Genomic DNA, 11520 nt, shown 5'->3' with positions numbered 1-11520 from the left:
TCCTGCTCGCCGTTGAACTCGATCAGGTCCGCGCCGAAGTCCGTGCAGACGTTCCGCATGATCTCTTCGCAGCGTGTCAGCATCTCGTCGTTGAAGACCTCGCGCCGGTACTTGGTTACGAAAACCAAGTGGGCGTGAAGGTGGTAGACGACATGACGACCTCGGCGGATATCGGTGTTTGGTTCCCAACGTGGTGACATACACCAAGCGTAGTATGCTCAACGAGCCAGACCGGAAGGGGGTGGGCCGGATGATCCGTGCGTACAAGTTCCTCATGCGGCCCACCGTGGGCCAGCAAGCCGCGCTCGGCGAGATGTTGCGCGATCACCGCTCCCTCTACAACGGCGCCCTGCAAGAGCGGCGCGACGCCTACCGGCACGTGTCGAAGACGAGCGTCACGTACGGACAGCAGTCCGCGCAGCTCAAGGAGATCCGGGCGTTCGACCCCGAGCGGCACGGCCGCTGGTCGTTCAGCTCGCAGCAGGCCACCCTGCGCCGTCTCGACAAGGCGTTCGCCGCGTTCTTCCGCCGGGTCAAGTCCGGGGAAAAGCCCGGATACCCGCGCTTCCGTGGCGTCAACTGGTTCGACACGGTGGACTTCCCCAAGGACGGCGACGGCTGCCACTGGGATTCCACCCCGCACGACCCCGTCACCCGCGTCCGCCTCCAAGGTGTCGGGCACGTCAAGGTCAACCAGCACCGCGCCGTTGTCGGCAAGGTGAAGACCGTGTCCGTCAAGCGCGAGGGCCGTAAGTGGTTCGTCGTGCTGACCGCCGAACAGGCGCAGCCCGAGCCGCTTGCGGCGACCGGCAGTGTGGTCGGCATCGACATGGGCATCGTCTCGTTCCTGACCGACTCAGGCGGCGTGCACGTCGAAAACCCGCGTCATGCCCGCAAAGCCGCTGCGAAGCTCGAGGCAGCACAACGGGCCTTGAGCCGCCACCCTCGCCGCAAGGCGCACAAGCGCACCCGCAACCACCAGCGGGCCGTTGAGAAGGTCGCGGCCCTGCACGGCAAGGTGCGACGCCAGCGCCTCGACCACGCGCACAAGACCGCGCTCGGCCTGGTCCGTGAGCACGACTTCATCGCGCACGAAGACATCAAGATCCGCAACATGAGCCAGACCGCCCAGCCGAAGCCCGACCCCGACAAGCCAGGCGCGTTCCTGCCCAACGGGGCCGCCGCCAAAGCCGGGCTGAACCGCTCGATCGCCGACGCCGGTTGGGGGGTGTTCCTGACGATCCTGCACGCCAAGGCTGAAAGCGCCGGACGGGAAGTGATCGCCGTGGACCCCCGCAACACCTCCCGCACCTGCCCCGAATGTGGGCACACCGCGAAGGAGAACCGGCCCACACAGGAAAAGTTCCACTGCGTCTCGTGCGGCCACCAGGCGCACGCCGACGAGGTCGGAGCAACCAACGTTCTACGGGCCGGGCTGGTCCGTCGCAACGCCAACCAGGCATAGCGAGAAGCCACCCCCTTTAGGGGGTGGAGGAGTCACGTACAGCGTCATCGTCGTGCCGCCGTCGTGCGGCAGTGTGGCCGAACAGCTGAGGATCAGCGCGGGTGAGCGCATCGAGTTCGGCAGAGCCGAACCCAGCGGCGGCGGACTCGCCATCGCACACGCGGGGGTGCCCCGGGTCGCCGGGGAGATCGCGGCGCACCGGACGTTCTGGCTGCTGAGCAATCTCAGCGAGGACCAGACCTACGTGGTGGAGAACCCGGAGGGCGCCGGCGAGCACATCAAGGTCGGCCCGGCCGTGGAGTCCCTGGCCTCGCTCGCCCTGCGCTTCGACCTGGTCCGCGAGGACGACCTCGTGGTACTCGCCCCGGCCCCGAGCGGAGCGGCACGGTGACCGGGCGGCCGTACGCGGTCCCGGTACCGAAGGGCTACCGGATCGGGCCGTGGGAGGTGCGTGAGCCGCTGGCGTCGGGTGCGTTCGCCACGGTCTACGACGCGACCCGCCACACCACGGACGCGGCCCGGCACACCACGGACGCGGCAGGCCACACCTCCGACGGCGGCGAACCGCCACGCCGGGCGGCGCTGAAGTTCCTGCCCACCGGCACCCGCACCCCGCGTCAGCTGCACCACCTGCGCGACCTGGCCGAACGCGAGGTGCAGCTGCTGCGGCGGCTGCGCTCGCCGCGTCTGATCCGGATGTACGACACCTTCACGACGGACCCACCGTGTCGATCCCCGACGACTCCTGCGTCGCGGTCGCGCGCCGGGCGCTGTACGGCGCCTCGTGGGACCGGAACCAGTACGCCTTGCAGAGCGTGCGCAACTCGATCGTGACGGCCACGCTCGACCACGCCCTCGTACGGGCCGCCGAGCGGAAGTGGGCCCGGTGCATGCGGGAGGGAGGGTTCCGCTACCAGGACCTCGCGGACCCGTTCAAGGCCGTGGAGAAGCGGCTCGACGCCGCCGGGTCCGACCGGGCCGCCCTGCGCGCCACGGGCGAGGAGGAGCTGAGGGTCGCCGTGCGGGACGCCACCTGCCAGACCGAGGCCGGTCTCGCCGAACAGGTCGCCCGCGCCCAGCGGCAGGTGGAGCAGGAGCTTCCGGCCGCCCGTACGTCCGTGCTGGACGACTTCCGTGCCGCCCGGCAGGCCGCGTTGGAGCGTGCGGAGACGGCGTCGGGCGGGTCGGCATGACAGTGCCCCGGTGCCGGTCGGTGGGACCGGCCCCGGGGCAGGGGTGTCGGCGTCGGTGTCGGGCGTCCGCGTCGGGCGTCCGCGTCAGTGGAAGAAGTGCCGCGTCCCCGTGAAGTACATCGTCACGCCGGCCTTCTGCGCCGCCTCGACGACGAGTTCGTCACGGACCGAACCACCGGGCTGGACCACGGCCTTGACGCCGGCCGCGGTGAGGATCTCCAGGCCGTCCGGGAAGGGGAAGAAGGCGTCGGAGGCGGCGTACGCCCCCTGCGCCCGCTCGGCGCCCGCGCGCTCCACGGCCAGCTTCGCGGAGTCGACGCGGTTGACCTGGCCCATGCCGACGCCGACGGAGGCGCCGTCCTTGGCGAGGAGGATCGCGTTGGACTTGACGGCACGGCAGGCCTTCCAGGCGAAGGCCAGGCCGGCGAGGTCGGAGTCGCTCAGCGCCTCGCCCGTCGCCAGCGTCCAGTGCGCCGGGTCGTCGCCCTCGGCCTGGAAGACGTCCTTCACCTGGGCCAGGCCGCCGCCGTCGATCGGGCGGAACTCGGCGGGCGGCTGCGGAGCCTCGGGGCAGCGCAGTACGCGGATGTTCTTCTTCTTGGTGAGGGCCTCGAGCGCGCCCTCCTCGTAGCCGGGCGCCACGATGACCTCGGTGAAGATCTCCGCGACCTGCTCGGCCATCTCCTTGGACACCGGGCGGTTGACCGCGATCACGCCGCCGTACGCGGAGAGCGGGTCGCAGGCGTGCGCCTTGCGGTGCGCCTCGGCGACGTCCGCGCCGACGGCGATGCCGCACGGGTTGGCGTGCTTGATGACCGCCACGCAGGGGGCGTCCTGGTCGTACGCGGCACGGCGGGCGGCGTCCGTGTCGACGTAGTTGTTGTACGACATCTCCTTGCCGTGCAGCTGCTCCGCCTCGGCGAGACCGCCGCAGCCTCCTGTGTAGAGGGCGGCGGGCTGGTGCGGGTTCTCGCCGTAGCGCAGGACGTTCTTGCGCTCGTACGTCACGCCGATGAACTCCGGGAACTGCTCGCCGTCACCGGCGTACTCCCCCGCGAACCAGCCGGCGACGGCCACGTCGTACTCGGCGGTGTGGCGGAACGCCTCGGCGGCGAGCCGCTTGCGGGCGGTCAGGTCGAAGCCGCCGTCCTTGACCGCCAAGAGCACGTCGGCGTACCGGGCCGGGCTGGTGACCACGGCGACGGAGGGGTGGTTCTTGGCGGCGGCGCGGACCATGGAGGGGCCGCCGATGTCGATCTGCTCGACGCACTCGTCGGGCGAGGCACCGGAGGCGACGGTCTGCTCGAACGGATAGAGGTTGACCACGACCAGGTCGAACGGCTCCACCCCCAGCTCGCCGAGCTGCTGCCGGTGGCTGTCCAGGCGCAGGTCGGCGAGGATGCCGGCGTGCACCTTGGGGTGCAGGGTCTTGACCCGGCCGTCCAGGCACTCGGGGAAGCCGGTCAGCTCCTCGACCTTGGTGACGGGGACGCCGGCGGCGGAGATACGGCCGGCCGTGGACCCGGTGGAGACGAGTTCGACGCCCGCCTCGTGGAGCCCGCGCGCCAGCTCCTCCAGCCCGGTCTTGTCGTAGACGCTGACGAGCGCCCGTCGGACGGCCCGCTTGTTGCTCTCGGCGGTCACTGGATAACTACCTTTCGTCCCTCGATGCGATAGCCGTTGCGGGCGAGCCGCCCCACGACATCGACGAGCAGCCTTCGCTCGACTTCCTTGATGCGCTCGTGCAGAGCGCTCTCGTCGTCCTCGTCCCGGATCTCCACCACGCCCTGCGCGATGATCGGCCCGGTGTCGACGCCGTCGTCGACGAAGTGGACGGTGCAGCCGGTGACCCTGGCGCCGTACGCGAGCGCGTCCCGCACACCGTGGGCTCCCGGGAAGCTGGGGAGGAGGGCGGGGTGGGTGTTGACGAACCGCCCCCCGAAGCGGGCCAGGAACTCCTTGCCCACGATCTTCATGAACCCGGCCGAGACGACGAGGTCCGGCTCGTGCGCGGCGACGGCCTCGGCAAGCGCCGCGTCCCACTCCTCGCGGCTCCCGTAGTCCTTGACCCTCGTCACGAAGGCCGGCAGCCCGGCGCGCTCGGCGCGGGCCAGCCCCTCGATGCCGTCGCGGTCGGCGCCGACGGCCACGATCTCGGCCCCGTAGGCCTCAACGCCGGTGGCGGCGATCTCGTCGAGCAGCGCCTGGAGGTTGGTGCCGGATCCGGAGACCAGCACGACGAGGCGCTTGGCTCGCGGGGCCACGGGCATGGCGGCCACGGTGAGGGCCTTTCTCGGGGAAGCGGTACGTTCGTCTTTTTGTACAGTCGTACGAATGCTTCGCGCCCCGGGATACGGGGAAGTCTACGAAGCGGCCGACCGTCAGCAACGATACCGGCACACCGGACGGCCCCCTCGGGACGGGGGCGGGGCCGGAAGGTAGCGTCTGCGTGGAGCCGGACCGGGAACGCGACCTGCGCGTCACGCGTTCACCAGTCGTGCCGACCCGTTCGCCCGTTCCACCAGTCCGCCCGTTCATCGCCGCCAAGGGGAAGACGCTCACTTGATGCCGGACCGCAGCCTGCGACTGCTCACGCTCCCCCAGCAGTCGGCGCAGCCAGGGGGGCGCAGCACCGTGTTGCTGCGGGAGCGCCCCTCGTCACCGCCCGACACGCCCTCGGACCGCGGGAACGGCGGCGGGCAGGACGGCACCCCGGACCGGGACAACCCGTTCGCTCCGCCCCCGGAGGGCACGCCGGACCGCCCCTGGCAGCCGCGGCACCCGTCGGGCGACGGCGGTGACTCGCAGGACTCGTCCGGTTCCCAGGGTGGCGGGCGTTCGCCGTGGGGCGGTCAGTGGAGCGACCGGCAGCCCGGCCGCTCCTCCGGCGGCTTCGGCGAGCGGCCCGGCGGTTCCGGTTCCGGTCCCGAGGGGCAGGGCGGCGGCCCGGGTCCGCGCTGGGACCCGAAGGATCCGTCCCAGCGACGTGCGCGCTACGCTCTGCTGAGCGGCATGTGGGCCCTGTTCTTCGCGCTCTTCACCTGGCCGTACGTGGCCCTGCTGCTCGGCGCGCTGGCCCTGTACTGGGGCATCAGCTCCCTGCGCGCCAAGCCCCGCGCCGCCGCCGACCCGGACACCCCGGCCCGCCCCGCCGAGCAGACCGGCCGCCCGCAGCGCACCGCGGCGATCAGCGGCCTGGTCACGTCGTCCCTGGCCATCCTCCTGGTCGCCGCGTCCTTCGGCGCCCAGCTGGTCTACAACGACTACTACACCTGCCGCGAGGACGCCCTGACCAACTCGGCGAAGCAGGGCTGCGAGCGCCTACTGCCGGAACAGCTGAGGGACCTGCTGGGCACGGAGGGCTAGCGGTTTTTTCAGCCCGTCCGGTTCGTTTCTTTCAGCCCGTCCGGTGACTATCAGCCCGTCCGGCGTTTGAGGACGAGGCCGTCCAGGCCGAAGGGGGGGTCTGGGGGCGGCAGCCCCCAGGGACGGGAAGGGAAGGGGCGGCGGGGGCGAAACCACCCTCCCCGCTACCCCCGCGGCGGCTCCGCCGGAGACTCGACCGGCAGCAGATCGTACGACCCGTCACCGCCCTCGTCGTCGTACAGCCCGAACGGCACGGCATCCTCGTCCACCTCCCCCGCATCCTCGCCAACCTCCGTATCGGCCCCGCCGCCCCGCTTCCACCACCGCCCCACGGAGGGCACCGGCACCCACCCACGCCCACCCCCGTCGGCCACCTCGCCGCCGTCCACCACCGCCTCCCGCGCGGCAGCGCCACGGCCCCGTCCCCGCCAAGCCCGCACCACCACCGCCACCGGCACCGCCGGCACCACGATCCACGCCAGCGTCGCGCCCCCGGCCTGCCACCACACCGGCCCGAACCGCGCGAGGGCGTCACTCCCGAGCGGCCCGCCGGCGAACGCGGCCAGCAGGGCGACGAGCCCAGCGCACAGCACGGCGGCCACGACGGCGGCCCCGGCGGTCCGCCGCCACGACCACGCCCCGGCGGACCCGGCGGCCCCACCAACCGCCGCTCCCGTAGCGGCCCCCGTGGCCGCCCGCGCCGTGAACCACCCCACCACCACCCCCGCCACCAGCGGCACCGCTCCCGCCGCCCAGTGCAGCGGCGTACCGGGCCCCGCGTCCGGCACCGCCGCCAGCAGCGGGAACGGCGGCAGCAACGGGGCCGGGGCGGAGGAGAAGGGGTGCACGACATGCCCGGCGCCGAGCGCGAACCCGGGGCCGAGGGCGTACACCGCCGCCCACACCGCGGCGTTCGGCACCAGCGCCAGGCAGAGCAGCAGTACGGTGAACCGCCCGGACCAGCCCTCGGTCAGTCGCAGGAAGGCATCCTGCGCGGCGGCTCCGTGCCACACCAGCGACACCGCCACCAGCAGCGCCCCGCCCCCGACGAGCACCGCCGCACCGGCGCCCGCGGCGCGCGTGGCGGCGCCCAGGCGTGCGTCCGGCTCGACCATCAGCTCCCGCAGGTCCCGCGGCAGCACGCGCAGCGCCCGGCCCACCGGTCCGCCCGGCCGGCCGAACGCCGTCCACACCCCCGCGCCCGCGGCGCCCATGGCGACCAGCGGCAGGCAGAGGGCGGCCCACCACCAGGAGGGCCGCAGCGCGCCGCCCGTCGCGTACAGCACGACGGGCGCGGCGACGGAGAGGTAGCCCGCGACGACGCCCACCCAGGCGAAGCGCGCGGAGACCGGCGGCGGCCCCGCGTCCCGGAGGCGCCCCTCCCCCGCGAGGCGCGTCCCGGCCCCCGCCCCGGGTCCGGAGCCCACGGCCACGCCCACCCCGTCCCCGGGGTCGGTGGCGTCCCGGGCCGCGCGGTGCAGCAGCCACACCGGCAGCAGGAGCAGCAGCAGCGGGGTGACGCCCACCGGCGCGGGGGTGCCGGAGAGCGTGTCCGCGCGGACCAGTTCGGCACCGTGCGCCAGCACCCACAGGGAGGCGGCGACGTGCAGGGCGCCCTCGGGACCGCTGTCGGGGTACGGCGAACTGATCCACAGCAGGGTGACCAGCGCGGCGCACGAGGCCAGCCCCAGCACCGCCGCGACCGCGCCACCCAGGAGGCCGTCGCCCAGGCCGGGCGACCGGTCGCGCCAGCGGGTGCGCAGCAGAGACAGCGGGGCCGGGCGGGCGGTCGTCTGGGTCACGCCCGCCATGCTCCCAACGACACGCGCTTTCCCGGCGTAACAGGCGAAGCACCGCTGTGTCGCTCAATATATGTTTATGTACTTTTTCGTGCGAAGGGGCGCCCTGTGACACGGAGCCCTGGAACCCCGCTCCCACCCCCCAAGGCGCGCCGACGCCTGCGCGAGGCGGCCGCGCTGACGCAGGCTCAGCTCGCCAACCGGATGGGCGTCACCCGCGCGACGGTCCGTACGTGGGAGAGCGGTCGCACGACACCACGCGGCCGGAAAAGGGAGACGTACGCGGAATTGCTGAAGGACCTGGCCGAGGCGGAAGCCGGCGCCCAGCCGGCGCCGGTGCCCGTCGTCGTGGCCGTCCGCACCGGCCGGAGGAGCCCGGCCGAGGCCGCCGACAGCCTCGTACTGCCCGCGAAGCCGCTGCCCACGGAGAAGCGGCAGGAAGCCGAACCGACACCGGAACCGGAACTGGAACTGGAACTGGAACCGGAGCCTGAGCCGGTCGCGCTGACGCCCGCTCAGGCGTTCGACGCGCTGTACGAGTTCGGCACCCCCGCCCTCGTACGGCAGACCTTCCTGCTGACCGGCCGTCGGGAGCTGGCGCGCGAGTCGGTGGAGCGGGCGTTCCAGACCGCCTGGGAGAACTGGCCGGAAGTGGCCCGCGACCGCGACCCGGTGGGGTGGGTGCGGGCGGTGGCGTACGAGTACGCGCTCTCGCCCTGGCAGCGCTTCCGCCCGCGCAACCGGCACGCGGAGCCGCCGCCCGCCGACCCCGGCGACCGCACGCTGCTGAACACCCTGCTCCGACTCCCCCCGCGGCACCGGCGGACACTCCTGCTGTACGACGGTGTGGGCCTGGACCTGCCCGAGACGGCGGCGGAGACGGAGGCGAGCACTCCGGCGGCGGCGAACCGGCTGCTGAACGCGCGCAAGGCGATGGCCGGCCGGCTGCCCGAACTGGCCGACCCCGAGGTGCTGCACCGGCGGCTGGCCGAGGTGGCGTCGAGCGAGCGGCTGCGGGCGGCGGCCAAGCCTCCGACGGTACGGGTGGGCAGCGAACGGCGGGCCCGGTTCCGGACCCGGGCGGCGATCGCCTTCACCGCCGCCCTGATCGGGACCACCGCGCTGACCCTGCGCACCGCGCCCACGCACTACGAGCCGCCGGTCTCCCCCGGCGAGACGGTGCGCGGGGTGCCGCCCAAGGTGGCGCCGGGCGCGCTGTCGGACGAGGAACTGGAGCTGCGGCAGAAGCTGCGCGACCAGATGCAGGACGGGCCGGAGCGGCTGACTCCACGGCTCGAATGACCGCCGGTACGCCGAACCGGCTCGACGGTACGCCGAGTGGGCCCGTCCCCCGCGAGGACGGGCCCACTCGGTGCCGTACGGGAAGGCGGTCAGCCGTTCAGACGGTACTTAATTGCCCAGAATGGCCCTGGCGAGCTTGGCCGTCTCGGTCGGGGTCTTGCCGACCTTGACGCCCGCGGCCTCCAGGGCCTCCTTCTTCGCCTGGGCGGTGCCGGACGAACCGGAGACGATGGCGCCGGCGTGGCCCATGGTCTTGCCCTCGGGCGCGGTGAAGCCCGCGACGTAGCCGACGACCGGCTTGCTCACGTTCTTCGCGATGAAGTCCGCGGCCCGCTCCTCGGCGTCGCCGCCGATCTCGCCGATCATGACGATCAGGTCGGTCTCGGGGTCGGCCTCGAACGCGGCGAGCGCGTCGATGTGCGTGGTGCCGATGATCGGGTCACCACCGATGCCGACGGCGGTCGAGAAGCCGATGTCACGCAGCTCGTACATCATCTGGTACGTCAGCGTGCCGGACTTCGAGACCAGGCCGATGCGGCCCGGCTTGGTGATGTCGCCCGGGATGATGCCGGCGTTGGACTGGCCCGGGGTGATGATGCCGGGGCAGTTCGGGCCGACGATGCGGGTCTTGTTGCCCTTCTTGCCGGCGTACGACCAGAAGGCGGCCGAGTCGTGCACGGCGATGCCCTCGGTGATGACGACGGCCAGCGGGATCTCGGCGTCGATGGCCTCGACGACGGCGTCCTTGGTGAACTTCTCCGGCACGAAGATGACGGAGACGTTGGCGCCGGTCTTCTCGATGGCCTCCTTGACGGTGCCGAAGACCGGTACCTCGTTGCCGTCGAAGTCCACGGAGGTGCCCGCCTTGCGCGGGTTCACGCCGCCCACGACCTCGGTGCCGTCACCGAGCATGAGCTTGGTGTGCTTCATGCCGGTGGCGCCGGTCATGCCCTGGACGATGACCTTGCTGTCCTTGTTGAGCCAGATAGCCATGGTGTGTTGGTGTCCTCGTCCTGAGTGCTTACTTGGCGGCGGCGTGAGCCAGCTCGGCGGCCTTGTCGGCCGCGCCGTCCATGGTGTCGACGCGCTGGACCAGCGGGTGGTTGGCGTCGGTGAGGATCTTGCGGCCCAGCTCGGCGTTGTTGCCGTCGAGACGGACGACGAGCGGCTTCTCGACCTTCTCGCCGCGGTCCTCCAGGAGCTTCAGCGCCTGGACGATGCCGTTGGCGACCTCGTCGCAGGCGGTGATGCCGCCGAAGACGTTGACGAACACGGAGCGGACGTCCGGGTCGCCGAGGATGATCTCCAGGCCGTTCGCCATGACCTGGGCGGAGGCGCCGCCACCGATGTCCAGGAAGTTGGCGGGCTTCACGTTGCCGTGCGCCTCACCGGCGTACGCGACGACGTCCAGGGTGCTCATGACGAGACCCGCGCCGTTGCCGATGATGCCGACCTCGCCGTCGAGCTTGACGTAGTTGAGGTTCTTCTCCTTGGCGGCCGCCTCGAGCGGGTTGGCGGCGGCCTTGTCGTGAAGTTCCTCGAAGTCGGGGTGGCGGAACTCGGCGTTGTCGTCGAGCGACACCTTGCCGTCGAGGGCGATGACGTCGCCGCCCGCGACCTTGGCCAGCGGGTTGACCTCGACCAGGAGGGCGTCCTCCTTGATGAAGGTGTCCCACAGCGTGACGAGGATGTCGGCGACCTTGCCGGCCACCTCGGCCGGGAACTTCGCGGCCTCGACGATCTCGCGCGCCTTCTCGGGCGTCACGCCGTCGATCGCGTCGATCGGCGTCTTGGCGACGGCCTCCGGACGGGTGGCCGCCACCTCCTCGATCTCCATGCCGCCCTCGACGGAGGCGATGGAGAGGAAGGTGCGGTTGGCACGGTCGAGGAGGAAGGAGACGTAGTACTCCTCGACGATCTCCGGAGCGGTCTCGGCGATCATCACCTTGTGGACCGTGTGGCCCTTGATGTCCATCCCGAGGATGTCCGTCGCGCGGGCGACGGCCTCGTCCGCCGAGGCGGCGAGCTTCACGCCGCCGGCCTTGCCGCGGCCACCGACCTTCACCTGAGCCTTGACGACGGACTTGCCGCCCAGACCCTCGGTGATCGCGCGCGCCGCCTCAGGCGTGTCGATGACTTCACCGGCCAGCACCGGTACATCGTGCTTGGCGAAGAGGTCCCTCGCCTGGTACTCGAACAGGTCCACGCGCTTCCGTCCCTATCAGTGATCTCGCGGTTCGTTGGATGCGTGGGCGTGCCGCGAAGGGCAACGTGACGTCCGCTGTGTCACAAGGGGAGCGCACACGGTGACCGAGCGCGCGGCATGTCCGTCTCGCAGGTTATCGCCGCTTGCCGAGGGTCCCTAAATCGTGGGTCACACCTGAGCGGTGATGCC

General features: G+C 72.0%; 10 protein-coding genes and 2 pseudogenes. 6 read left to right on the top strand and 6 right to left on the bottom strand.

Features of this window, described 5'->3' with window-relative positions:
- Positions 1-200, bottom strand: a 200-nt coding sequence (locus ACFWR9_RS33230) for a transposase (RefSeq protein ID WP_383848675.1), incomplete at its 3' end; no start/stop codon positions are given.
- A 50-nt stretch (positions 201-250) separates the two neighbouring features.
- Between ACFWR9_RS33230 and ACFWR9_RS33225 the strand changes: the two genes are divergently transcribed.
- From ACFWR9_RS33225 to ACFWR9_RS33210, 4 genes and pseudogenes are all read left to right on the top strand, one after another.
- Positions 251-1465 carry an RNA-guided endonuclease InsQ/TnpB family protein gene (locus ACFWR9_RS33225; protein WP_383848677.1) on the top strand — a complete coding sequence of 405 codons (1215 nt, stop codon included), beginning with the start codon at positions 251-253 and terminating at the stop codon, positions 1463-1465.
- A gap of 46 nt (positions 1466-1511) precedes the next feature.
- A pseudogene (locus ACFWR9_RS33220) lies at positions 1512-1757 on the top strand (FHA domain-containing protein); the annotation flags it as partial.
- Between the two features lie 95 nt (positions 1758-1852).
- Positions 1853-2191 (top strand): annotated as a pseudogene (locus tag ACFWR9_RS33215) (serine/threonine protein kinase); the annotation flags it as partial.
- Positions 2191-2658, top strand: coding sequence for a hypothetical protein (locus tag ACFWR9_RS33210; protein ID WP_383848673.1), 468 nt, complete (start codon positions 2191-2193; stop codon positions 2656-2658). The pseudogene ACFWR9_RS33215 and the gene ACFWR9_RS33210, both read left to right, overlap by 1 nt.
- Positions 2659-2742: 84 nt before the next feature.
- Here the strand turns inward: ACFWR9_RS33210 and purH are convergent, their stop codons facing one another.
- Together purH and purN are read right to left on the bottom strand one after the other, a co-directional pair.
- On the bottom strand, positions 2743-4302 hold the full coding sequence (gene purH, locus ACFWR9_RS33205) for a bifunctional phosphoribosylaminoimidazolecarboxamide formyltransferase/IMP cyclohydrolase (protein ID WP_383848670.1): 1560 nt from the start codon (positions 4300-4302) through the stop codon (positions 2743-2745).
- Positions 4299-4937, bottom strand: a complete 639-nt coding sequence (gene purN, locus ACFWR9_RS33200) for a phosphoribosylglycinamide formyltransferase (RefSeq protein WP_383848668.1) — start codon at positions 4935-4937, stop codon at positions 4299-4301. Before purN ends, purH begins: the two co-directional genes overlap by 4 nt.
- 286 nt (positions 4938-5223) lie before the next feature.
- Here purN and ACFWR9_RS33195 point away from each other — a divergent pair, with 286 nt between their 5' ends.
- Positions 5224-6024: a hypothetical protein gene (locus tag ACFWR9_RS33195; RefSeq protein ID WP_383848667.1), complete on the top strand. Its 801-nt coding sequence runs from the start codon at positions 5224-5226 to the stop codon at positions 6022-6024.
- Positions 6025-6188: 164 nt separating this feature from the next.
- On the opposite strand, the gene ACFWR9_RS33190 is transcribed toward ACFWR9_RS33195, so the two are convergent.
- A complete protein-coding gene (locus tag ACFWR9_RS33190) occupies positions 6189-7835 on the bottom strand; it encodes a DUF6350 family protein (protein WP_383848664.1) in 1647 nt (548 codons plus the stop codon).
- 96 nt (positions 7836-7931) lie between these two features.
- On the opposite strand from ACFWR9_RS33190, the gene ACFWR9_RS33185 reads away from it, so the two are divergent.
- Entirely contained in the window at positions 7932-9125 is a 1194-nt protein-coding gene (locus ACFWR9_RS33185; protein WP_383848661.1) for a helix-turn-helix domain-containing protein, read from the top strand.
- A 108-nt stretch (positions 9126-9233) separates the two neighbouring features.
- On the opposite strand, the gene sucD is transcribed toward ACFWR9_RS33185, so the two are convergent.
- Entirely contained in the window at positions 9234-10118 is an 885-nt protein-coding gene (gene sucD, locus ACFWR9_RS33180; protein WP_383848658.1) for a succinate--CoA ligase subunit alpha, read from the bottom strand.
- Positions 10119-10146: 28 nt separating this feature from the next.
- On the bottom strand, positions 10147-11331 hold the full coding sequence (gene sucC, locus ACFWR9_RS33175; RefSeq protein ID WP_383848656.1) for an ADP-forming succinate--CoA ligase subunit beta: 1185 nt from the start codon (positions 11329-11331) through the stop codon (positions 10147-10149).
- Between the last annotated feature and the right edge of the window lie 189 nt (positions 11332-11520).

The sequence above is a fragment of the Streptomyces sp. NPDC058534 genome (assembly GCF_042717365.1).
Lineage (GTDB): Bacteria > Actinomycetota > Actinomycetes > Streptomycetales > Streptomycetaceae > Streptomyces.
This window is presented reverse-complemented; position numbering and strand designations above follow the sequence as displayed.